At 69.4% G+C, this 22,275-nt stretch carries 23 protein-coding genes; 12 read left to right on the forward strand and 11 right to left on the reverse strand.

The window, feature by feature from the left end:
* Positions 1-60: 60 nt before the first annotated feature.
* The 3 genes from ACN9MP_RS06265 to ACN9MP_RS06275 all read left to right on the forward strand — a co-directional run bounded on the left by ACN9MP_RS06265 (position 61) and on the right by ACN9MP_RS06275 (position 3,145).
* On the forward strand, positions 61-972 hold the full coding sequence (locus tag ACN9MP_RS06265; protein WP_426325936.1) for a phosphodiesterase: 912 nt from the start codon (positions 61-63) through the stop codon (positions 970-972).
* A gap of 140 nt (positions 973-1,112) precedes the next feature.
* Positions 1,113-2,594 (forward strand): aspartate ammonia-lyase, encoded by a 1,482-nt coding sequence (locus tag ACN9MP_RS06270; RefSeq protein WP_426324599.1) that lies wholly within the window; start codon positions 1,113-1,115, stop codon positions 2,592-2,594.
* 62 nt (positions 2,595-2,656) lie between these two features.
* Positions 2,657-3,145: a DUF4190 domain-containing protein gene (locus tag ACN9MP_RS06275; protein WP_426324601.1), complete on the forward strand. Its 489-nt coding sequence runs from the start codon at positions 2,657-2,659 to the stop codon at positions 3,143-3,145.
* Positions 3,146-3,216: 71 nt separating this feature from the next.
* Here the strand turns inward: ACN9MP_RS06275 and ACN9MP_RS06280 are convergent, their stop codons facing one another.
* A complete protein-coding gene (locus tag ACN9MP_RS06280) occupies positions 3,217-4,080 on the reverse strand; it encodes a fumarylacetoacetate hydrolase family protein (RefSeq protein ID WP_426324618.1) in 864 nt (287 codons plus the stop codon).
* An 80-nt stretch (positions 4,081-4,160) separates the two neighbouring features.
* On the opposite strand from ACN9MP_RS06280, the gene ACN9MP_RS06285 reads away from it, so the two are divergent.
* The 3 genes from ACN9MP_RS06285 to ACN9MP_RS06295 all read left to right on the forward strand — a co-directional run bounded on the left by ACN9MP_RS06285 (position 4,161) and on the right by ACN9MP_RS06295 (position 6,663).
* Positions 4,161-5,387, forward strand: a complete 1,227-nt coding sequence (locus ACN9MP_RS06285) for a PrsW family glutamic-type intramembrane protease (RefSeq protein WP_426324651.1) — start codon at positions 4,161-4,163, stop codon at positions 5,385-5,387.
* 164 nt (positions 5,388-5,551) lie between these two features.
* Complete coding sequence (locus ACN9MP_RS06290) at positions 5,552-5,920, forward strand: FKBP-type peptidyl-prolyl cis-trans isomerase (RefSeq protein ID WP_426324653.1); 369 nt, start codon at positions 5,552-5,554, stop codon at positions 5,918-5,920.
* Between the two features lie 179 nt (positions 5,921-6,099).
* Positions 6,100-6,663 carry a YceI family protein gene (locus ACN9MP_RS06295; protein WP_426324655.1) on the forward strand — a complete coding sequence of 188 codons (564 nt, stop codon included), beginning with the start codon at positions 6,100-6,102 and terminating at the stop codon, positions 6,661-6,663.
* Between the two features lie 78 nt (positions 6,664-6,741).
* On the opposite strand, the gene ACN9MP_RS06300 is transcribed toward ACN9MP_RS06295, so the two are convergent.
* Positions 6,742-7,689, reverse strand: a complete 948-nt coding sequence (locus tag ACN9MP_RS06300) for a DMT family transporter (protein WP_426324657.1) — start codon at positions 7,687-7,689, stop codon at positions 6,742-6,744.
* Positions 7,690-7,789: 100 nt separating this feature from the next.
* Positions 7,790-8,440 carry a hypothetical protein gene (locus tag ACN9MP_RS06305; RefSeq protein WP_426324658.1) on the reverse strand — a complete coding sequence of 217 codons (651 nt, stop codon included), beginning with the start codon at positions 8,438-8,440 and terminating at the stop codon, positions 7,790-7,792.
* 185 nt (positions 8,441-8,625) lie between these two features.
* Here ACN9MP_RS06305 and rpsO point away from each other — a divergent pair, with 185 nt between their 5' ends.
* The gene (gene rpsO, locus ACN9MP_RS06310; protein WP_005048780.1) at positions 8,626-8,895 is read left to right on the forward strand and encodes a 30S ribosomal protein S15; all 270 of its coding nucleotides are present in this window, start codon (positions 8,626-8,628) and stop codon (positions 8,893-8,895) included.
* Between the two features lie 209 nt (positions 8,896-9,104).
* Here the strand turns inward: rpsO and ACN9MP_RS06315 are convergent, their stop codons facing one another.
* Together ACN9MP_RS06315 and ACN9MP_RS06320 are read right to left on the reverse strand one after the other, a co-directional pair.
* Complete coding sequence (locus ACN9MP_RS06315) at positions 9,105-10,127, reverse strand: isopenicillin N synthase family dioxygenase (RefSeq protein ID WP_426324661.1); 1,023 nt, start codon at positions 10,125-10,127, stop codon at positions 9,105-9,107.
* A gap of 150 nt (positions 10,128-10,277) precedes the next feature.
* Positions 10,278-11,456: an acyltransferase family protein gene (locus tag ACN9MP_RS06320; RefSeq protein ID WP_426324663.1), complete on the reverse strand. Its 1,179-nt coding sequence runs from the start codon at positions 11,454-11,456 to the stop codon at positions 10,278-10,280.
* A gap of 95 nt (positions 11,457-11,551) precedes the next feature.
* Here ACN9MP_RS06320 and ACN9MP_RS06325 point away from each other — a divergent pair, with 95 nt between their 5' ends.
* The 3 genes from ACN9MP_RS06325 (at position 11,552) to ACN9MP_RS06335 (ending at position 14,548) form a co-directional block, all read left to right on the forward strand.
* The gene (locus ACN9MP_RS06325; RefSeq protein ID WP_426324665.1) at positions 11,552-12,433 is read left to right on the forward strand and encodes an alpha/beta fold hydrolase; all 882 of its coding nucleotides are present in this window, start codon (positions 11,552-11,554) and stop codon (positions 12,431-12,433) included.
* Between the two features lie 239 nt (positions 12,434-12,672).
* The gene (locus tag ACN9MP_RS06330) at positions 12,673-13,896 is read left to right on the forward strand and encodes an LLM class flavin-dependent oxidoreductase (RefSeq protein WP_426325938.1); all 1,224 of its coding nucleotides are present in this window, start codon (positions 12,673-12,675) and stop codon (positions 13,894-13,896) included.
* 1 nt (position 13,897) lies between these two features.
* The gene (locus ACN9MP_RS06335; RefSeq protein ID WP_426324667.1) at positions 13,898-14,548 is read left to right on the forward strand and encodes an FMN reductase; all 651 of its coding nucleotides are present in this window, start codon (positions 13,898-13,900) and stop codon (positions 14,546-14,548) included.
* A gap of 12 nt (positions 14,549-14,560) precedes the next feature.
* On the opposite strand, the gene ACN9MP_RS06340 is transcribed toward ACN9MP_RS06335, so the two are convergent.
* The 3 genes from ACN9MP_RS06340 to ACN9MP_RS06350 form a co-directional block, all read right to left on the reverse strand.
* Positions 14,561-15,436: a DNA/RNA non-specific endonuclease gene (locus ACN9MP_RS06340; RefSeq protein WP_426324669.1), complete on the reverse strand. Its 876-nt coding sequence runs from the start codon at positions 15,434-15,436 to the stop codon at positions 14,561-14,563.
* 62 nt (positions 15,437-15,498) lie between these two features.
* A complete protein-coding gene (locus ACN9MP_RS06345; RefSeq protein WP_426324671.1) occupies positions 15,499-16,185 on the reverse strand; it encodes a response regulator in 687 nt (228 codons plus the stop codon).
* The gene (locus ACN9MP_RS06350) at positions 16,182-17,444 is read right to left on the reverse strand and encodes a sensor histidine kinase (protein ID WP_426324673.1); all 1,263 of its coding nucleotides are present in this window, start codon (positions 17,442-17,444) and stop codon (positions 16,182-16,184) included. Before ACN9MP_RS06350 ends, ACN9MP_RS06345 begins: the two co-directional genes overlap by 4 nt.
* 183 nt (positions 17,445-17,627) lie before the next feature.
* Here ACN9MP_RS06350 and ACN9MP_RS06355 point away from each other — a divergent pair, with 183 nt between their 5' ends.
* Positions 17,628-19,079 (forward strand): cation:dicarboxylate symporter family transporter, encoded by a 1,452-nt coding sequence (locus ACN9MP_RS06355; protein ID WP_426324675.1) that lies wholly within the window; start codon positions 17,628-17,630, stop codon positions 19,077-19,079.
* Positions 19,080-19,135: 56 nt separating this feature from the next.
* Here the strand turns inward: ACN9MP_RS06355 and ACN9MP_RS06360 are convergent, their stop codons facing one another.
* The 3 genes from ACN9MP_RS06360 to ACN9MP_RS06370 are packed head-to-tail and all read right to left on the reverse strand — an operon-like array spanning position 19,136 to position 19,667.
* Positions 19,136-19,321 carry a hypothetical protein gene (locus ACN9MP_RS06360; RefSeq protein ID WP_426324677.1) on the reverse strand — a complete coding sequence of 62 codons (186 nt, stop codon included), beginning with the start codon at positions 19,319-19,321 and terminating at the stop codon, positions 19,136-19,138.
* A gap of 19 nt (positions 19,322-19,340) precedes the next feature.
* The gene (locus ACN9MP_RS06365; protein WP_426324679.1) at positions 19,341-19,475 is read right to left on the reverse strand and encodes a hypothetical protein; all 135 of its coding nucleotides are present in this window, start codon (positions 19,473-19,475) and stop codon (positions 19,341-19,343) included.
* A gap of 9 nt (positions 19,476-19,484) precedes the next feature.
* Positions 19,485-19,667 (reverse strand): DUF5302 domain-containing protein, encoded by a 183-nt coding sequence (locus tag ACN9MP_RS06370; protein WP_426324681.1) that lies wholly within the window; start codon positions 19,665-19,667, stop codon positions 19,485-19,487.
* Positions 19,668-19,975: 308 nt separating this feature from the next.
* On the opposite strand from ACN9MP_RS06370, the gene ACN9MP_RS06375 reads away from it, so the two are divergent.
* Positions 19,976-22,255, forward strand: a complete 2,280-nt coding sequence (locus tag ACN9MP_RS06375) for a polyribonucleotide nucleotidyltransferase (protein ID WP_426324683.1) — start codon at positions 19,976-19,978, stop codon at positions 22,253-22,255.
* Positions 22,256-22,275: the final 20 nt, after the last annotated feature.

The following is a 22,275-nucleotide window of genomic DNA, read 5'->3' on the forward strand; positions in this document are numbered from 1 at the left end:
GCCATGGCCGCCCCGCCCCCTTCCGACGCCGCAGGCGCATCCGCCGGACCCTCCGCACGCGTGGCACCGGCGGCATCCGTCCGGTTCGGTCAGTACCCGCCCGCGCGGCGCACCCTCCTCCACCTGAGCGACACCCACCTGCTTGCCGGCAACGCGCCCCTCGGGGGCCGCTACGACACCGCGGCGAATCTGTCCCGAACGCTTGCGGCGGCCGAGGCGACCGGCATCCGTCCCGACGCCATCGTGTTCACCGGCGACCTGACGGATCTCGGCGAACCCGAGGCCTACGCGCGGCTGCGCGCCGCCGTCGAGCCGGTGGCGGAGCGGATGGGCGCTCCCGTCGTCTGGGTCGCGGGCAACCATGACGAGCGGCCGGCGATGCGTCGCGACCTGCTGGGTCTCGAACCGACCCACGAGCCGGTCACGGGCGTATGGGACCTCGGCGGGCTCCGTCTGGTCGGGCTCGACTCCTCCGTGCCGGGCTGGCACCACGGCGACCTCGATCACGCCCAGCTGGGTTGGCTGCGCCACGTGCTGGCGACGCCGGCCCCGCTGGGGACGATCCTCGTCATGCACCACCCGCCGCTTCCGTCGCACATCCCGTTCTTCGACATCCTCGAGCTGCGCGATCAGGGTCGCCTGGCCGAGGTGATCGCCGGCTCCGACGTCCGGGCGATCCTGGCGGGCCACCTGCACTACTCGACGAGCGGCACGTTCGCCGGCGTTCCCGTGAGCGTGGCGGCGGCGAGCTGCTACACCATGAACCTCGCCCGAGCTGCGGTCGAGGTCAACGGGATGGACGCCGGTCAGTCGTTCCACCTCGTGCACGTGTACGACGACACGATCACCCATGCCGTCGTCCCCGTCGTCGAGGCGCCGACTGCCGACGTCTTCTCCGCGGAGTGGGTGGAGCGGATGTCGCGCCTCACGCCGGAGGAGCGCCTCGAGGCCTTCTCCCGGAAGCGTCACTGAGCCTCGCAAGAGGCGAACCGCCGCCGTGTACGCGACGCACGCTCGGGGTGTACGCGGTGTACAGGTGCTCGGACGCCGTACGCGGGTACCCTCGAAGCATCCCCGCACACCGCTGTGAACGACCCACGAGGACTGCACACATGGCTCTGGACGCAATGACGCGAACCCGCACCGAGACCGACTCCCTGGGATCCCTCGAGATCCCCGCCGAGGCGTACTGGGGCATCCACACCGCCCGCGCGCTCGAGAACTTCCCCGTCTCGAAGCGGCCCATCTCGGTCTACAAGGACCTGGTGAAGGGCCTGGCGATGGTGAAGCAGGCCTCGGCGCGGGCGAACCGCGAGATCGGCGTGCTCGACCCCGCGAAGGCGGATCTGATCGATCGCGCGGCGCAGCGGGTGATCGACGGCGAGTTCCACGATCAGTTCGTGGTCGGCGTGATCCAGGGCGGGGCCGGCACGTCGACGAACATGAACGCGAACGAGGTCATCACCAACATCGCGCTCGAGATGGCCGGCCGCGAGAAGGGCGACTACGCCTTCCTGTCGCCCATCGACGACACGAACCGCAGCCAGTCCACCAACGACGTGTACCCGACCGCCATAAAGGTCGGTCTGAGCCTCGACCTGCTGACACTGCTCGAGGAGCTCGAACTGCTTCGCCAGTCGTTCCTGCGCAAAGCAGTCGAATTCCACGACGTGCTGAAGGTCGGCCGCACTCAGCTGCAGGACGCCGTGCCCATGACGCTCGGGCAGGAGTTCCACGGCTTCGCCACGACGCTCGGCGAGGACTACAGCCGCCTCAAGGAGAACGCCTACCTGTTGTACGAGGTCAACATGGGCGCGACCGCGATCGGCACCGGCATCACGACCCACCCCGACTACAGCGCGAAGGTGCTGCGTCATCTTCGCGACATCAGCGGGCTCGACCTCGAGCTGGCGACCGACCTCGTGGAGTCCACGAGCGACACGGGTGCCTTCATGTCGTTCTCGTCTTCGCTCAAGCGCAACGCCATCAAGCTGTCGAAGATCTGCAACGACCTGCGGCTGCTCTCGTCGGGCCCCCAGGCGGGGCTGGGTGAGATCAACCTGCCGGCGCGTCAGGCGGGCTCGAGCATCATGCCCGGCAAGGTGAACCCGGTGATCCCCGAGGTGGTCAACCAGGTCGCGTTCGCCGTGGCCGGCGCCGACCTGACCGTGACGATGGCCGTCGAGGGAGGGCAGCTGCAGCTGAACGCGTTCGAGCCGGTGATCGCCCACTCCATCTTCCAGTCGATCACATGGATGCGGCGCGGCATGCACACCCTTCGGGTGAACTGCGTCGATGGCATCACCGCGAACCGCGAGCGCCTCGGCGCGATGGTCGGATCGTCGGTCGGCGTGATCACGGCGCTCACCCCCTTCATCGGCTACGCCGCCGCGGCGGCGCTCGCCAAGGTTGCTCTCCTGACCGGGCGCAACGTCGCCGACCTCGTGGTCGAGGCGGGTCTGATGTCGCGCGACGAAGTCACCAAGCAGCTCTCGCCGGCGCGGCTGTCGGGGCTGGAGACCGTGACCGCCGCGATCCCCGTCGTGCAGGCGCCCGAAGACATCGTCACGGAAACGACGGCCGACACGCGCTGAATCGGTTGCCGGAGGCGGCTCGCCATCGATAACGTCGGGGAGACTCGAACGAAAGGCGAGAAATGACCGATCCGCAGAACCCGGCCGCGTCTGAGCCGCCGCAGCCCGCGTCGCAGCCGGCTGCGCCTCCGCCTCCCGACGACGTGACCGCATCGCCCGCCCCGGCTCCGGGCGGATACCCGGCGGCTCCGCCGTCGTACCCTGCCGCACCTCCCGCGTACGGGGCGGCGCCGGGCGCCGCGTACGGCGCTCCTGCCGAGGGGCCCGTGCCGGGCAAGACTCTCGGCATCGTCGCCTTCATCCTGTCGTTCTTCGTGCAGCTGGTCGCCCTGATCCTCGGCATCATCGCGCTGGTGCAGAGCCGCAAGGCCGGCGTCAAGAACGGGTGGGCGCTCGCCGCGATCATCATCTCGGCGGTGCTGATCGTGGTCGGCATCATCGTCACCATCGTCGTGCTGACCGCCGTGTTCGGAGGTCTCGCCGCCGCGTGCAGCGAGCTCGGCCCGGGCGTCTGGGAGCTCGAGAACGGCGGAACCATCACCTGCAACTGAGGCGGGCAGGCGTGACGAGGGGCGGATCCGCGGCGCGGGTCCGCCCCTCGCGGCGTACCCGGGAGCGCCGATCAGTCCAGGATGCGGCAGTGCGTGGTGAGGGAGCCGATGCCGTCGATCCCCACCGTGACGGTGGAGCGGTCGCGCAGGAACACCTGCGGATCTCTCGAATACCCGGCTCCGCCGGGACTTCCCGTCGAGATGAGTGTTCCCGGCAGCAGCGTCGCAGACGTCGACAGGTGCGAGATGAGCGTCGCGACGGGCCGCACCATCTGCTTGGTCGAGGCGTCCTGGAGCGTCGTCCCGTCGAGCACGGTCCAGATGTGGAGGTCCTGCGGGTCGGGCACCTCGTCGGCGGTCACCACGAAGGGGCCGGTCGGCGTGAAGCCGTCGAACGACTTGCATCGCGACCACTGCGCCTCGGAGTACTGGATGTCGCGCGCGGTGATGTCGTTGACCACGGTGTAGCCCCAGACGTGGCCGAGCGCGTCCTCGGGCGAGACGTCCTTCGCCGGCGTCCCGATGATGACGCCGAGCTCGGCCTCATAGTCGACGGACTCGCTGAGCGAGCGCGGCCAGATCGTTGTGTGGTCGTGGCCTGCGAGCGAGTTTGGCCACAGCACGAACACCGTGGGTGTCGAGTCGGTCTTCAGTCCCAGCTCGCTCGAGTGCGCGGCGTAGTTGAGCCCGATCGCGAGGATGACGGGCGGCGCCAGCACGGCCGAGGCGAACCGCAGTGCATCGAGCGGATGCCGCGTGCCACGGTCCGCGCTCGCGCGCACGCGGTCCAGCAGCTCGTCGCCGCCGGCGATCAGCTCCTCGAGGAAGCGGGGCGCGCCGTCGAAGAGCTCCTCGACGATGGCGGCTTCGTCGCCGTCGACGAGTGCGAGCCTCGGCTCGTCCGAACCGGGACGCACGACATGGGCGAAGCGCATCCTTCCAACCTAGTCGGAGGGCTTGCCGCCAGGGCTTTCGTTGCGGCCCCCGCGGGCCATCGCGGCCATATGCTGTGCGCATGACGCACGACCCCGGCGCCGCCAGACCGCGGCCCTCTCTGACGCCGCCCGAGTTCGCCTCCGCTCTCGCCCAGCCGCGCGTCGCCCAGCCGGCGACGATCGCTCCGCCCGCCACGTCTCCCGCACCGGTGCAGATTCCGGCCGGCGCCGTGCCGCGCCGCGTTCGCACGGCGCCGATCTGGATCATCGGCATCCTCGTCCTGATGCTGGTCGGGCTGGTCGGCTACTTCCTGGGCGCGCTGGGCCCGGGCGCCTCCCTCGTGGGGATGCTGCTCGCCCTCGTTCCGCTCGCCGGCGTGCTGGTCGCCGTGCGCATCGTCGACCGCTGGGAGCCTGAACCACGGGGACTTCTGGTGCTCGCGATCGCGTGGGGCGCGATCGCGGCGGTCGGAATCGCCCTCGGCGTCGATCTGCTGCTGTCGATCCTCTTCGGTCCGGCGACCGGCGTGCGGGAGGTCCTCCAGCCCGTGGTCCAGGCTCCCGTCGTGGAGGAACTCGCCAAGGGCCTGGGCGTCTTCCTCATCTTCGCCACCGCGCGGCGTTCCTTCGACGGCCCGGTAGACGGCATCGTCTACGGCGCTCTGGTCGGCGCCGGCTTCGCCTTCACCGAGAACATCCAGTACTTCGCCGTGAGCTTCATCGAGGGAGGCGCTGCCGAGACCTCCGGCACGTTCTTCGTGCGCGGCATCCTGTCGCCCTTCGCGCACGTGATGTTCACCAGCGTCACGGGCTTCGCGCTGGGTCTGGCCGCACGCCGCGGCCTCTCGACGGGCCAGGCCATCGGCCCGTGGCTGGTCGGTCTCGCCGGAGCGATCGCGCTGCACGCGTTCTGGAACGGCTCGGCCATGTTCGGGGACTTCTTCTTCCTGTACCTCACGCTGCAGGTTCCCCTCTTCATCGGCTTCATCCTCGGCATCGTCGCGCTGCGCCGTGAGGAGGCCCGCCTCACAAGGCGGCGGCTGGGCGACTACGCGGCGGCGGGGTGGTTCACCCCTCAGGAGGTCGACATGCTCGCGACGCCCGCCGGCCGCAAGGCCGCGCTGGCCTGGGCCCGCACGCTCCGTGGGGACCGCACCGGTCTCATGAAGACGTTCATCGCCGACGCGACGGCGCTCGCCGCCACGCGGCAGCGCGCCATCACCGGCCGGGATCCGCTCGCCGCCGGGCAGGAGCGCGAACTCCTCGCGAAGACGGCGGCGACGCGATCAGCCATGTTCGCCCCCTGACCCTTGACACCGCGCCGGGCCTCCCGGCATGCTGAAACCAGGTCAACTCAGCGCTCGGTAGACACGCAGGCATCGCCGCGGCACCGAGCGCTGAGTCCTTGATGCGGGTCGGATCTGGCGTCGTCGGCCTACATCGTCGCGGGGATGCGTGGTTGGATGGGGACATGACTGACGACCGCACCAAGCCCGAGATCGACGCACCCGCCGGCCCGGCTCCGGCCGACCTCGTCGTCCGCGACATCGTCGTGGGCGAGGGCGCCGAGGCGAAGCCCGGCGACACCGTGACCGTCCACTACGTGGGCGTGGAGTACGAGTCCGGTGAGGAGTTCGACTCGTCCTGGAACCGCGGCGAGAGCATCCAGTTCCCGCTCCGCGGCCTGATCCAGGGGTGGCAGGACGGCATCCCTGGCATGAAGGAGGGCGGTCGGCGCGAGCTCGTGATCCCGCCGCACCTCGCCTACGGCCCGGCAGGCGGCCACTTCCTCGGTGGCAAGACGCTGATCTTCATCATCGACCTGATCAAGGTCGGCTGACCCGCTTTCGAGCACGAAGAGGACGGATGCTGCGGCATCCGTCCTCTTTCGCGTGTGCGGGGGTCGGCGTGCCGGAAGAAGTTTTGCATTCATTGGAATGGAAATGACCAGCGGTCGCGTTGTACCCCGTATGCCCGTCGCGACGGGCCCACCAGACATACCTGACACGAAGGACGACCATGACCGACACCACCACGATCGACGTTCCCGGCTACAAGGCGGGCACCTGGGTGCTCGACCCCGCACACAGCGAGGTCACCTTCAGCGTGCGCCACATGATGATCTCCAAGGTGCGCGGCACCTTCGGGATGAAGAGCGCCACGCTCATCGCTCCCGAGAACCCGCTCGAGGCCAAGGTCGAGGCGGCCGTCGACGTCGCCTCCGTCGACACGAAGGACGAGGGACGCGACAACCACCTCCGCTCCGCCGACTTCTTCGACGTCGAGAACCACCCGACGATGGACTTCCGCTCGACGGGCGCCCGCATCGAGGGCGACGACTTCCTGGTCGACGGCGACCTGACGATCCGCGGCATCACCAAGCCGGTCACGTTCGAGTTCGAGTTCGGCGGCTTCGGCACCGACCCGTGGGGCAACTACAAGGCCGGCGCGACCGCCAAGACCGTCGTGAACCGCGAGGACTTCGGCCTCACCTGGAACGCCGCCCTCGAGACCGGCGGCGTGCTCGTCGGCAAGGACATCACCATCACGCTCGACCTGCAGGGTGCCCTGCAGCAGGACTGATCCCGCACCGGAGTGTGGAGAGCGGATGCCTCGGCTCGAGGCATCCGCTCTCGTCGTCTTCGTGAGCGACCCGGGTGATCAGCCGCGGCGGCGGCGCAGCCTGTCCTGCGCGAGAAGGATGCCGAGGAAGACGACCAGCGCCCCGATCGGCTCGTTCCACGAGATCGTCTCGCCGAGGATGACGATGCCGAGGATGACGCCGACCACCGGCGTGATGTACGTGACCGTCGACGCCCGCGTCGGGCCCCACGCCCGGACGGTGTTCTGGTTCCAGACGTACGCGATGCCGGTGCCGAGACAGCCCAGCAGAAGCAGACTCACGACCACCGGCACGTCGAGGCGCACGGGCGTCAGGACGAGGAAGGGCGTGAGCAGCCCCATCACGACGCCCGCCATCGCGATGTAGCCGAACGTGAAGGCGAGGGCGGACATGCCGGTGTTCGAGACGAAGCGCCTCATGTAGGCGAGGCTGAAGCCGTAGCTCGCGGTCGCGCCGAGGGTCGCCAGCTCGGCGACGAGGCTGCCGTCGAACGCGATGCCCTGCCACGGGGCGATGATCACGACGACGCCGAGGATGCCTACGCCGATGCCGATGACCTGGAGCGCCTTGAGGCGCTCGACGCGGAACACCAGCCAGGCCATGATCGCCGTCATGATGGGCGTCGTCGCATTGAAGATGCTCGCGACCCCCGAACTGAGGTGCTGCTGCGCCCAGGAGAACAGCAGGAACGGGATGACGCAGAAGGTCAGCCCCAGCACCGTCAGGTGCACCCACACCCGGAGGCTCCGCGACAGGTGCTCGCGGCGCAGGAGCACGAGGGCCCCCAGCGTGAGAGCGCCGAGGAGGATGCGGGTCCACGCCACCTGCGCCGGCGAGATCCCGGTGAGCGAGACCTTCATGAACAAGAAGCTCGCGCCCCACACGATGCCCGCGAGGACGAACTGGATCGCCACGCCGCGCGGCGACGGCGCGCGGGGGTCGCGCGTCGCGCGTACTGCGGGGGTCGTCGTTCCGGTCGAGGCCACGTGCCCACGGTACGCTCGGGCTCCGACTGCGAGTCCCGTCGGCGGCTGCGACGTCCGAAATCCGCCGGTGCCCGGCGGTTCGGCTACGGTGCGGCGCCGGTCAGGGCACGGGATTCTCGGCGTCGTAGGCTCGGAAGCGCGGGCTGAACCGTACGAGAGTGGCGACGAGCGCGATGATGACGAAGCCGCCGAGAAGCGGCGGGAACCACAGCGCCGTGAGCGTCGCGAGCGTGCCCGCGTAGAGCGCGCCGAGGCGCGGACCGCCCGCGACGACGACGATGAAGATGCCCTGCAGGCGCCCCCGGATGGCGTCGGGCACCGCGGCCTGCACCATGGTGCTGCGGAAGATCGAGCTGACGTTGTCGGCGGCGCCGGAGACCGCGAGCACCAGGCAAGCGAGACCGATGAGCGGGACGTCGGGGGTGTCCGCATCCACGCCGTCCGGTGCGAACCAGCCGAGAGCCGCCCCGGCGAGCACCACGCCGAGCGCAGCGATCGCGCCGCCGTAGACGAGGATCGCGCCCTCGATGCCCAGTCCCTGCCGCCGGATCGGCAAGAGGCCCGCGACCGCGATCATCGACACCGCGAACGTCGAGCCGGTGAGGTCGTACATCTGGAGCATGATCGCGACGATCGTGAGCTGCCCGCCGAGCCCCGCGAGCGTCGATCCGACCCACATCCGGGCGAAGGCGGGACTGGCGCGGAAAGGCCGCAGGTCGATCAGATGGCTGCGATGCTCCGCCGCGGTCACTCCTCGACCTCGGCGCGGGCGGTGTTCAGCACCGTTCGAGCCTATCCGTGGCTGAGGAGCGGACGGTTCGCCGGGGCATCCGTTCGCTGGTAGACTCTTCAGGTTGCCGTTGGATCGGCCGCGGAGAAAGAGAGCTCGCACATCGGGTGACGGGCACCGCGCAACAAGCAGAGAGGGGATCACCTATGGCACTGGAAGCAGACGTCAAGAAGGCGATCATCGAAGAGTACGCGACGCACCCCGGTGACACCGGATCCCCCGAGGTGCAGGTCGCGATGCTGACGCAGCGCATCAAGGACCTCACCGAGCACCTCAAGGAGCACAAGCACGACCACCACTCGCGTCGTGGGCTGTTCCTGCTCGTCGGTCAGCGCCGTCGTCTCCTGGGCTACCTCCAGGACATCGACATCAACCGTTACCGCTCGCTCATCGAGCGCCTCGGTCTCCGTCGATAAGGCATCGACCAGCGTTCAATCGCGCAAAACATTCTTGGAAGGCCTCCCCACGGTGTGGGGAGGCCTTCACCTTTGTCCGGGACCGCCTGATCTGGCCGCGGTTCATTCTCCGCGCAGGAGATCTGACGGACGCAGGACGATTTCTCTCGGGTTGTCCTGCCTGCGCCAGATCTCCTGCTCTCGAGAGTGTCAAGCGGGGAGCGGATGCTTCACGCCGAGGCTGCGGAGCGGGCGGCGACGAGATCGGCATGGTGGATCTCGGCCACGTCGGGGTGCGCGCGCAGGCGCGACTTCAGTGCGTTCTCGCCGTAGAGGGCGTGGATGGGGTTGGACGGGTCCTTCGTCACTCCGCGCGCCTGTGCGGCGAGCTCCTCCGGAAGCTCGATGAGCGGCAGGCGCTTGTCGAGCGCGGGGTTGAAGAAGAACGGCACCGAGATGCGGTCGTCGGGCAAGGCGGGCGAGATCACACGGTGCTTGGTCGCGATGAGGTAGCCCTGCGTGGCGTACTCGAGCAGTTCCCCGATGTTGACGACGAACGCGCCCGGCACCGGCGGAGCGTCGACCCAGTGCCCATCACGCTCGACCTGGAGCCCGCCCTTGCCCGGCTCGACCCACAGCAGCGTCAGGACGCCGGAGTCCTTGTGGGCGCCGACACCCTGCTGCGGCGCCGGGTCGTCCGTGCCCGGGTAGCGCACGATCTTGATGAGGGTCGAGGGCTCGCCGAAGTGCTCGTCGAAGTAGTTCTCGGGGGCGCCGAGTGACAGCGCCCACGCCCGCAGCAGCTTGCGGGCGACGCCCGACAGGTGGTCGTGCCATTCCGACACGACCTCGCGGAGCTCGGGCTGCGCCTCCGGCCACAGGTTCGGGCCGATCAGCCGCGCGAAGTCCGGAGCCTCCGGGTCGGTGACGGCCTCTCGCTCGGGGCCGATGTCGATCTGCTCGCGCCAGTCGACCTTGCCCTGCGTGCGCTCGCCGCCGACGCGCGTGTACCCGCGGAAGTGCGGGCTGTTGACGTTCTCGATGGCCAGCTTGTCGCGCTCGGGCAGGGCGAAGAAGTCGCGTGCGGCGCGGTGCAGTCGTCCCTCCAGCTCGGACGACACCCCTGTGCCGGTGAGGTAGAAGAACCCGACGTCATGCGTCGCTGCGCGAAGCTCGTCACGGAATCGCGCGGCCGCCTCCGGGCCCTCATCGAGCCGTGACAGATCGAGGATCGGCAGGTTCAGGTCGGTCATGGTGCGAGAGTAGGCGGATGCTGCGGCAGCGAGCCCGTTTGTTGCGCAGGGTTAAGCGGGGCGGTGCGATGGCGTTCGTACGCCGGAGCTATCCGGTGCGCCCGGATCCGCCGCTCAGCGGCGATCGTCCGCCTCGCCGGGATCGTCCGCTCAGCCGTTCTGGCGCGGGTCGGGGCGGGTCATCCTCGCCACTTCGCGGGGCCGGCGCGAACCCGTCGGATCGTTGCGGCGGCCCTCCCGGCGCGCGAGACGACGGTCGGCGAAGAGCCACGCCGGTCGCGGCTCGATGAGCGGGCGGAAGATGCGGCGCACCGGTCGTGTCGCCAGTCCCAAGGCGATGAGCACCGACGCGACGATCACGACGGGCAGCCAGAGCCACGTGGGCTCGGCGTTGCGAAGCACGCCGCTCTCGCGGAACGGGTACAGCACGAACGAGTGCAGCAGGTAGACGTACATCGTGTACTGGCCGAAGTGCGTCCACCAGTGCGTGTCGCGGGGGAGAAGCGCGAAGAACGCCGCCGACAGCAGCAGCGCGACGACCATGAGCGCGAGGCGAACCCCTCCGGCCCACCACTGCGTGCCGCCGATGGACGCGTAGTTCTCGTCGTAGAACAGCCATTCGCGGAGGTTCATCGCGCGCCAGTCGTCGACGAAGAACCAGGCCGTCCATGCCGCCACCGCGAAGAGGCCGACCGCGCTCGCGACGACCCACCACGGCCGGCGGTCGAGAAGACGCAGCCGGGTGACGACGTCGTGGTCGCGGAGCCACCAGCCGAGCGTGAAGAACGGCAGAAGGCCGAGCGTGCGCGACAGCGAGAACGTCGAGTCGATGTTGGGGAGGTATCCCGCGCCGATCGAGATGACGACCGTCCAGAGCAACGGCCAGCGCAGAAGCGCCAGATACGGCAGGATCACGCGGAAGATGCCGAGGGCGAGCAGGAACCAGAGCGTCCACGACGGCTGAGTGAGGTTCGGGTTCGCCTGGCCTTCCACGAGCCACTTCGTGAGGGTCCAGACGCCCTCGAAGATGACGTACGGCAGGAGGATGTCGGTGATCACCCGGGCCATCTGGGTCCGCGTCGGAGCGTCGGACTTCGAGAAGTAGCCCGAGATGACGGCGAACGCCGGCATGTGGAACGCGTAGATCAGCAGGTAGAGGCTGAGCGCGATGTCGGAGTCGTAGGTGAGCCGCTGCACCGCGTGGCCCAGCACCACGAGCACGATGCAGGCGAAGCGTGCGTTGTCCCAGAAGGGGGTGCGCTTGCGCGGACGTGCGATCGACCCCGTCGGGGCGGTCGCCCTGCGGGGCGGAACACTGCTGCCGGTCATCGTCACCTCTCGCCGGGGCGCAGACCACATTATCGACGTGCGGCGCGCTTCGCCGTGGCTTGACAGCACTCCCGGGGGTATTCTGACCGCGCGCGATGACGACGATCGACGACGCGCTCGAGCGGGATCTCGCCATTCCCGACCTCGACTGGCGCGTGTTCCCCGAGGGCGCCGAGCGCGGCGTGTTCCGTGCGCCGAGCGGCGGCCTCGCCCGCGTGCGCCTGGGAGATCCGGCGGCGCCGCGCGTCGTGCTGGTTCCCGGTGTCGCCGGGTCGAAGGAGGACTTCGTCCTGCTGATGCCGGTGCTCGCGGCCGCGGGTCTCCGTGTCGAGTCCTTCGACCTGGCCGGTCACTGGGAATCGGCGGCGGCCGGCCCCGGCAACCTGCGCCCACCGCGCGACTCGTACGACTACCCCCTCTTCGTGGGCGATCTCCTCGCGTTCCTCGAGGAGGGCGGCCCGGCCCATGTGCTCGGCTACAGCTTCGCGGGGATCGTGGCCGAGCTCGCGTTGGTGGCCCGTCCGGACCTGTTCCGCACGCTCACGCTGATGTCGGCGCCGCCGGCGACCGGTCAGGTGTTCCGCGGCGTCAAGCACATCGGGCCGATCTCCGACATGTCACCCCATCGGGCGGCCGGGCTCATCCTCTGGGGTATCCGCTACAACCTGAACCGCACGCCGCCGGGACGGATCGCCTTCGTCCGCGAGCGCCTGGGCGTCACCGGGCGCGCCTGCATCGACGACGTGGTCGGCCTCATGATGAACACGCCCGATGTGGCCGACGATGTGGCCGCCGTCGGCATCCCGAAGCTCATCGCCGTCGGCGAGCAGGACTTGTGGCCGCAGGCTCAGCACGACGCCTACGCGGCGCGCATCGGCGCCCGCGTCGCGACGTACCCGACGGGCCACGCCCCGTGCGAGACGGCTCCGCATCAGCTGGCCCGCGACATGCTGCGGCTCTTCGCCGACGCACGGTGACGCGGGCGGGTGCGGCGTACCGCGCCCGTCGCGATCCGGGCCGCCGTCGACCGGCTCCCCCCGAACCGGAGGATCATGGAGGGAGGCGGATGTCGTGGGCCGCAGCATCCGTCCGGGAATAGCCGTGATGCACCCGCGTTGTACGAGATACATTCATTTGCATAGACTCGCCCGACGGAGACCCCGAACGGCGAAAGAGCGGAGAAGCGATCGTGAGCGAGAGCACCACCTGGTCGGGAATGCAGTTCGGCATCTTCACGGTGAGCGACATCACCCAGGACCCGACGGACGGCACCACGCCCAGTGAGGCCGAGCGGATCAAGGCGACCCTGAAGATCGCCCAGCACGCCGAGGAGGTGGGCCTCGACGTCTTCGCGCTCGGTGAGCATCACAACCCGCCGTTCTGGTCGTCGTCGCCGACCACGACGCTCGCGTACATCGCGGCGCGGACCGAGCGCCTCATCCTGTCGACCGCCACGACGCTCATCACCACCAACGACCCGGTGAAGATCGCCGAGGACTACGCGATGCTGCAGCACGTGTCGGACGGTCGCGCCGACCTCATGCTCGGGCGCGGCAACACCGGCCCGGTGTATCCCTGGTTCGGCAAGGACATCCGCCAGGGACTGCCTCTCGCGATCGAGAACTACAACCTTCTGCACCGCCTGTGGCGCGAAGACGTCGTGGACTGGGAGGGCCAGTTCCGCACGCCTTTGCAGGGCTTCACGTCGACCCCCCGTCCGCTCGACGGCGTGGCGCCGTTCGTGTGGCACGGGTCGATCCGCACGCCCGAGATCGCCGAGCAGGCCGCCTACTACGGCGACGGCTTCTTCGCGAACAACATCTTCTGGCCGAAAGAGCACTACCAGCGCCTGATCGCGCTGTACCGCCAGCGCTTCGCGCACTATGGCCACGGCACGCCCGAGCAGGCGATCGTCGGGCTCGGCGGTCAGGTGTTCATGGCGGCGAACTCCCAGGACGCGGTGAAGCAGTTCCGCCCGTACTTCGACAACGCCCCGGTGTACGGACACGGCCCGTCGCTCGAGGACTTCAGCGAGATGACCCCGCTCACCGTCGGGTCGCCGCAGCAGGTCATCGACCGCTACGCCGCGATGCGCGAGACGTACGGCGACTACCAGCGCCAGCTGTTCCTCATGGACCACGCGGGCCTGCCCCTCAAGACCGTGCTCGAGCAGCTCGACATCCTGGGCGGCGAGGTCGTCCCGGTGCTGCGCAAGGAGCTGCAGAAGAACCGTCCGGCGGATGTTCCGGATGCCCCGACCCACGCGAACCTCGTAGCCGCGAAGTACGGCGACGAGGCGCCGCGCCAGGCGGTGCCCGGGGCGAACCGCGGTGACAACCTCGTCGGCTCGAGCCCCTACCAAGATGCAGCCCCGCTGCAAGGCTCCGCCGCGGGGGCGCCGGCCGGTGCCGCGTTCGGCCTCGGCCGGAAGGAGGCGTGAGATGACCAACTCTGCCCGCCGCATCGCGGTGATCTCCGCCGGCCTGTCGAATCCGTCGTCGACGCGCATGCTCGCCGACCGTCTCGCCGCAGCCACGACGAAGCAGCTGTCCGAGCGGGGGATCGACGCGGAGGTCGACGTGTTCGAGCTGCGCGACTATGCGCACGACATCATGAACAACCTCCTGACCGGCTTCGCTCCGCCGGCGTTGGAGTCGGTGATCAACGCGGTCGTCTCGGCGGACGCCGTGATCGCGGTGACCCCGATCTTCTCGACCAGCTACTCGGGCTTGTTCAAGTCGTTCATCGACGTTCTCGACCCCGATGCGCTCACCGGCAAGCCGGTGCTGATCGGCGCGAACGCCGGGACCGCCCGCCACTCGCTGGCGATCGATTACGCGATCCGGCCGCTCTTCACCTATCTGCACGCAGAGCCGGTCTCGACGGGCGTGTTCGCGGCGTCGAGCGACTGGGGCTCCTCGGCCGACAACGTCGCGCCGCTGGGCGAGCGCATCGACCGAGGTGCGCGTGAGCTGGCCGACGCGATGGCCCGTCGCGAGCCCGCGACGGAGTCCGACCCGTTCGACCCGGCCAACTACCTGGGTGAAGGCCGCTCGTTCGGTCACCTGCTCGGCGGACTCGCCGGGGAGTAGCCGGCGGAGTCGTCAGCCGAGGTACACGTCCTCCGGTGCGCGGAGGGGGCGCCATGCGTCCTCTCCGCGCACCTCTTGGCTGCCGCCGCGATCCAGACGCAGCACGTCGGCATCGGCCAGTGGGCCGAGGTCGATGCCGGCCAGTTCCTCGATGTCGGCGATGGGCACCTGGAAGGTGCGGAACGCGCCCAGCACCGGCACCGCGACAGCGCCCTCGTCGACGTCGATGAGTTCGGACTGGTCGAGCACGAAGCCCGCCGCCGCGAGCCGCGGCTGCCGGATCGAGTGCGCGCTCTGCGCGCGTATCGAGATCATCCCGTCGCCCTCCGTCGCCCAGGCGGCGACCTTGAAGAACCGCCGAGGAACACGGATGCCCCGATACGGCGGATCGTCGTCGGCCAGCACCGGTGCCGTGAAGACGCTGAGGCGCTCGTCGGTGGTCTCGGCGAACTCGAGAACGTGGTCCTCCAGGCCGAGCCACAGCTCTTTGGACTGGTTGAAGCCGCTGGCCTGCGGGGCGGCGTTCGGATACACGAAGGTCGCCTCGGTGGCCCGGCGTGCTTCGGCCGCCGTGCCCCACCCGGGATCGCGGCGACGCACCAGATGCCCGCGGTCGAGGTCGTTCGAGGCATAGACGGACGGCCCCGCCTGCTCTTCGGCGGGGATGCGCGGGTCGAGCTCCCACTGGCCGGTGCGCGGCAGGTCTTGCAGCGACGCACCATCGATGTTCACGCCGGTCACCGCGGCGAACCGGCGCTCGGGGTCGAGCAGCACCGTGAAGCGCGGATACGTCAGCTCCCGGACAGCGCGCCCGTCCGCGGGAGCGGGGAGGGGGAGCGGGATGCCGAGGAAGCGGTCGTCGTAAGCGTCCGGGTTCGCGTCTGCCACAGGCCCATCCTGCCGCCACGGTCCGACAGACGTCGCGCGGACAGACTCCTCGGAAGCGGTCGTCAGCGTCCGGACCGCGTCCACGCGTACTCGGACTCCGGTCGCCCGCGGGTGCCGTAGCGGGCGGTGCGATGCACGCGGCCCTCGGTCGCCAGGTGCTCGAGGTAACGGCGCGCGGCGACGCGCGACATCCCCAGTCGCTCCGCCGCCTCCGCCGCCGAGATCGGTCCGCGCTCGCGGACCTCGTCGCTGATGCGCGCCAGCGTCTCGGGCGAGAGCCCCTTCGGCAGCGCGACGGGCCCGGCAGGTCGCAGCGCGCCCAGGAGCGCGTCGATCTCCGCCTGTGTCGGCGCTCCGGCCGCCTCGGATGCCCGGCGGCGGAACTCGCCGTATTGCTCCAGGCGCTCACGGAAGACCGCGAACGTGAAGGGCTTGACAAGATACTGGGCCACGCCGAGCGACACCATCTGCCGCACGATGTCGGCGTCGCGCACGCCGGTGATCGCGATGACGTCGACGGCGGCTCCGCGCGCCCGCACCTGCCGCAGGACGTCGAGGCCGGTGCCGTCCGGCATCGTGACGTCGAGCAGCACCAGATCGAACTCGTCGCCGCGGTCGATGATCGCGTCGATCGCGGCGCGGGCCCCTGTGCACTCGGCGACGGCGTCGAACCCCTCGATGCGCGTGAGGTAGTCCCGATGGAGCTCCAGCGTCAGGGCGTCGTCGTCGACGAGGAGGACGCGGATCACGACGACCTCGCCGGCAGGGTCACCACGAACGCCGTCGGCTGCCGGCGCAGTTCGATGTCGCCTCCCGCGCTCGCCACGATCGAGCGGACGAGAGCGAGTCCGACGCCGCGCCCGTCGGCTCCGCCGGGCTTCGTCGAGAAGCCGTGCTCGAAGATGCGCTCGCGGAGGTCGTCGGCTACGCCGGCTCCGCTGTCGGACACCTCCAGGCGGAGGGCGGCGGGGGAGCCTGTCGTGCCGAACACGACGCGTACCCAGCGCGGCGCGTCGCCGGAGGCCGCGGCATCCATCGCATTGTCGATGAGGTTGCCCACAACGGACACCGCGTCGACCGGCGACAGGGCGCTCCGCGGCGCATCGGGATCGATCTCGGCGGACCAGTCGATGCCGCGCTCCCGCGCCTGCGCGGCCTTGCCCAGAAGCAGCGCGCCGACCGTGGGGTCGCCACCCCGGCGGGCCGCGACCTGGTCGACGAGCTCCTGGCTCTGGCGTGACGTCTCGGTGAGGATCTCGATGGCCTCGCGCGTCCGGCCCAGCTCGAGCAGCGACACGGCGGTGTGCATGCGATTGCCGTGCTCGTGCGTCTGCGCGCGCAGTGCCTCGCCGAGCGTGCGCACCGACTCGTACGAGGCGACCGCGTCGCGGATCGTCCCTGCGGGCAGATCGCCGGCGACCCGTCGCGTGGTGCGACGGGCGAGCCAGGCGCCGACGAGCCCCGCAGCGAGGAGTGCGAGTGCGAGGGAGATCACGAAGGGCAGCCGCGGCACGATCTTCGACCAGATGCTGCCGATGGTGACGCCGACGGACACCCAGCCGACGAGCTCGCCGTCCGCGGTGACGGGCACGATGGTGCGCACCGACGGACCGAGGGTTCCGGTGAACTCCTCCGTGAAGGCGGATGGAGTACGAGGAATGGTGCCGAGATAGTGGCGCCCGATCTCCTCCGGGTCGCGGTGGGTCACGCGGATGCCGTCCGGGGTCATGATGGTGACGAAATCGAGGCCGGTGGTCGCCATGACCTCCTCGGCGACGGGCTGCAGGCGTTCCGACGGCTGCGCGGCCGCCAGTGCGTCCCCGACCTCCGGCAGTGCCGCCAGCGACGAGGCGACGGCGCGGGTGACCGCCTCCGCTTCCTTGCGCTCGGAGCGCTCGGCGTCGACGACGAGGACGGTCGCGAGGGCTGCGACGATGACCGCCGCCGAGACCGCGACGAACAGGAACACGCGGGATGCTGCGCTCCCTTGCCGTACGCCCGTGGACATGGCTCTCCTCATCGATGCCGCCGCATCCATCCTCCCGCGCCGGCCGGGCTGCGAGGCCCCGCGGGGCGCGACCAATACGACCACAAATCGCGCCGGACGGTGCGGGACGCGCACGCTGTGGACACGCCGCACGATCCAGCGGCGCAGCGGACACACCGCCGTTCGATCCCGCAGGAGGCAAAGATGGCTCTCTCGACCCGTACCACATCGTTCACGCTCCCCGGCTTCAACTGGAGGCGCGGCAAGCGGGCGTGGGACAAACACACCTGGCTCTACCTCTCAGTGATCGTCGCGGTGGTGCTCGGCGCCATCGTCGGACTCGTCTGGCCGGAGGCCGGCGTCGCGCTCAAGCCCCTGGGAGAAGGCTTCGTCGCCCTCATCAAGATGATGATCGCGCCGATCATCTTCTGCACGATAGTGGTCGGCGTCGGCTCCATCGCGAAGGCGGCGACGGTCGGCAAGATCGGCGGGCTCGCGCTGCTGTACTTCATGGTGATGTCCACCTTCGCCCTCGCGATCGGTCTCGTCGTCGGCAACCTGCTGCACCCGGGTGAGGGCCTCAACATGGCCAACTCCACCTACGAGGCGACCGCGGAGGCGAAGACGACGCAGGAGTTCATCCTCGGCATCATCCCGACGACCTTCTTCTCGGCGTTCACGGGCGAGAGCGTGCTCCAGGTGCTGTTCATCGCACTGCTCGTCGGCTTCGCACTGCAGCAGATGGGCGACCGGGGCGCACCGATCATGAGTGCGGTCAAGCACCTGCAGGCGCTGGTCTTCCGCATCCTCGGCATGATCCTGTGGCTCGCCCCGATCGGTGCGTTCGGCGCCATCGCCGCGGTCGTCGGCAACACGGGCATCGCCGCCATCTGGGCCCTCGGCACGCTCATGGTCGCGTTCTACATCACCTGCGTCGTGTTCATCATCGGCGTGCTCGGCACGCTCCTCTACGCCGTCACGCGGGTGAACATCTTCAGCCTCGTCAAGTACCTCGCACGCGAGTACCTCCTGATCGTCGGCACGTCGTCGTCGGAGTCGGCGCTGCCGCGACTCATCGCCAAGCTCGAGCACCTCGGGGTGTCGAAGCCGGTCGTCGGCATCACGGTGCCTACCGGCTACTCGTTCAACCTCGACGGCACCGCGATCTACCTGACGATGGCGTCGTTGTTCATCGCGAGCGGCATGGGAGCCCCCATGTCGATCGGTCAGCAGATCGGCCTCCTGGTGTTCATGATCATCGCCTCCAAGGGTGCAGCGGGCGTCACCGGTGCGGGTCTGGCGACGCTGGCGGGCGGCCTGCAGGCGTACCGGCCCGATCTCGTCAACGGCGTGGGGGTGATCGTCGGCATCGACCGGTTCATGTCGGAGGGTCGCGCGCTGACCAACTTCACCGGCAACGCGGTCGCCACCGTGCTCATCGGCACCTGGACGAAGCAGTTCGACGCCGCCCGGGCACGCCGCGTGCTCGCCGGAGAGCTCCCCTTCGACGAGACGACCTTGTCGGGCGACGACCACGATGGGATGTCGAGCTCGGCCGACGCGGTCGGCGTGCAGGGCCTCGAAGAGGCCGCCGTCGCCGAGGCGGCGGAGAAGGAGCGCCGCGCACGCGAGCGCGAGGCACTGCTCTCGCGCTGATACCGATCAGATGGGTGCGGGGGAGTCCCCGCACCCATCTGCATGCGTGTGTCGGCTCAGTCGCCCGGTCCGATCTCGCCGGACTCGATGGCCGCCTCGCGCTCCTCGAGCTCGAGCTCGTCCACGTCCTCTTCGACGGCCTCGAGAGGGTCGATCGTCGGTGGCGGCAGCTCGAAGTCCGCGCTGTCGTCGACGGGCACGTCCCGCTCGTCGTCGGGGATGCGTTCCCGGAAGTCGCTCATATCGGCCTCGCCGTTGCTCTCACTCCTCGCCGTACGGCGGAAGGTCGTCCTCCTCCACGCCGCTCTCGAGGGGCGGCGCGTCGACGGACCCGTCGAGGTCGGGGAGTTCCGCAGCCTCGTTCGAGATCTCATGGAACGTCGGGTCGAAGACCATGACGTGCTCCTATCCGCTCTTACGACGGAACTCGCGCTTCGTGACCGCGCCGTGCGTGCCGTGGATCGACGAATCGCCGTCCATGTGGGACTCGCCCGCGCGGTGGTTCGCGTTCTTCTTGTCGAGTGCTTCCTTGAACTTGCGCTTCATCTCATCGGATGCCGCAGACGCCGGCTTCTCGTCGGTGCTCATCCCCCCACCCTAGGTGCGGCGTCCGACGCCCGCCAGAGTGGGGCCATCATGGCGCCGGCTGGTAGGCTTGTGCGGGTTGCCGTCTGGCAGCCGCTCAATTCCATATGAGCTACACGGAGCAGGCCGGCAGGAAGCTGGTCCCCTGTGGTGGATTCCCCGCCGGACGACGTCGGGTGATCTTCTACTGGTGACCAGCGCTGGCGAGGACCGCGGCACTCCCGCGCGCCGAGATCTGCCTGTTCCTGCTCCTTCGCACAAGCTCGTGCGCGAAACGCGCGTGCGAGCCTAAACAAAGAAGGAGAGACCTCTTGGAAGGTCCTGAAATCACCGCCGCTGAAGCCGTTCTCGACAACGGCCGCTTCGGCACCCGTACCGTCCGGTTCGAGACCGGGCGACTCGCGCAGCAGGCACAGGGTGCCGTCGCCGCGTACCTCGACGAGGAGACGATGCTCCTGTCGGCGACCAGCGCCGGCAAGTCGCCTCGGGAGGGCTTCGACTTCTTCCCGCTGACCGTCGACGTCGAAGAGCGCTCGTACGCGGCGGGCAAGATCCCCGGCTCGTTCTTCCGTCGCGAGGGCCGCCCCTCGACGGAGGCGATCCTCGTCTGCCGTCTCATCGACCGCCCGCTGCGCCCGTCGTTCGTCGACGGCCTCCGCAACGAGGTGCAGATCGTCGTCACGGTGCTCTCGATCGCGCCGGGCGAGTTCTACGACGCTCTCGCCATCAATGCGGCATCGCTGTCGACCCAGATCTCGGGGCTTCCGTTCTCGGGACCGATCGCCGGCGTTCGCCTCGCGCTCGTCCCCGGTCACGGCGACCACGCCGACCAGTGGGTCGCGTTCCCGAACACCAAGGTTCTCGAGGAGGCCGTGTTCGACCTCGTCGTCGCCGGTCGCGTGCTCGAGGACGGCGAGGTCGCGATCATGATGGTCGAGGCCGAGGCCACCGAGCACTCCTGGAACCTCATCAAGGGCGGCGCGACGAAGCCGAGCGAAGAGATCGTGGCGCAGGGCCTCGAGGCGGCCAAGCCGTTCCTCAAGGAGCTGGTCGCGGCGCAGAACGTGGTCGCGAACACCGCTGCCAAGGAGATCCAGCCGTACCCGGTCTTCCTGCCCTACTCGCAGCAGACGTACGACTTCGTCGCCGGCCGTGCGTACGACGAGCTGGTCGGCATCTACCAGATCGCCGACAAGCAGGAGCGCCAGAACGCCGACGAAGCCGTCAAGGACCGCGTCAAGGGCGAGCTGGTCGCCGCTGTGGAGGCGGGCGAGCTGCCCGCCGTCGCCACGATCGAGTTCTCGGCCGCCTACAAGTCGGTCACGAAGAAGATCGTGCGCGGCCGCATCCTCAGTGAGGGCGTCCGCATCGACGGCCGCGGCCTGGCCGACATCCGTCCGCTCGACGCCGAGGTGCAGGTCATCCCGCGCGTGCACGGCTCGGCGATCTTCCAGCGCGGCGAAACCCAGATCCTGGGCGTCACGACGCTGAACATGCTCAAGATGGAGCAGCAGATCGACTCGCTGTCGCCTGTCACGCACAAGCGCTACATGCACCACTACAATTTCCCGCCCTACTCGACGGGTGAGACGGGTCGTGTGGGAAGCCCGAAGCGTCGTGAGATCGGCCACGGCTTCCTGGCCGAGCGCGCGCTCGTGCCGGTGCTGCCCAGCCGCGAAGAGTTCCCGTACGCCATCCGTCAGGTCTCCGAGGCGCTCGGCTCCAACGGCTCGACGTCGATGGGCTCGGTCTGCGCGTCCACGCTCTCGCTGCTGAACGCCGGTGTGCCGCTGCGCGCTCCCGTCGCCGGCATCGCGATGGGCCTCGTCTCCGATGAGGTCGACGGCCAGACGCGTTATGCCGCGCTGACCGACATCCTCGGCGCGGAGGACGCCCTCGGCGACATGGACTTCAAGGTCGCCGGCACGAGCGAGTTCGTCACGGCGATCCAGCTCGACACGAAGCTCGACGGCATCCCGTCGTCGGTGCTCGCTGCCGCGCTGACGCAGGCGAAGGAGGCTCGTCTCACGATCCTGAACGTGCTCAACGCCGCGATCGACTCGCCGGACGAGATGGCGCCGACCGCCCCGCGCGTGATCAGCGTGCAGATCCCGGTCGACAAGATCGGCGAGCTGATCGGCCCGAAGGGCAAGACGATCAACGCGATCCAGGACGAGACCGGCGCCGACATCTCCATCGAGGAGGACGGCACCGTCTACATCGGCGCGACCGATGGTCCGTCGGCCGAGGCCGCCCGTGCCCAGGTGAACGCCATCGCCAACCCCACCAACCCGGAGGTCGGCGAGCAGTTCCTGGGAACGGTCGTCAAGATCGCGACGTTCGGCGCGTTCATCTCGCTCCTGCCCGGCAAGGACGGCCTGCTGCACGTCAGCGAGGTGCGCAAGCTCGCCGGCGGCAAGCGCGTGGAGAACGTCGACGACGTGCTCTCGGTCGGTCAGAAGCTCCTCGTGAAGATCACGAAGATCGACGACCGCGGCAAGCTCTCGCTCGAGCCGGTGCTCGAGGAGCCCGCCGACCAGGAGGGTCGCGCTGCGGCCAACCCCGGCCCGGAGGCTCCGGCCGAAGGCTGAGCCGGTCTGGGCGTGCCGGA

The sequence above is a fragment of the Microbacterium sp. E-13 genome (assembly GCF_049912955.1).
Classification (GTDB): Bacteria; Actinomycetota; Actinomycetes; order Actinomycetales; family Microbacteriaceae; genus Microbacterium.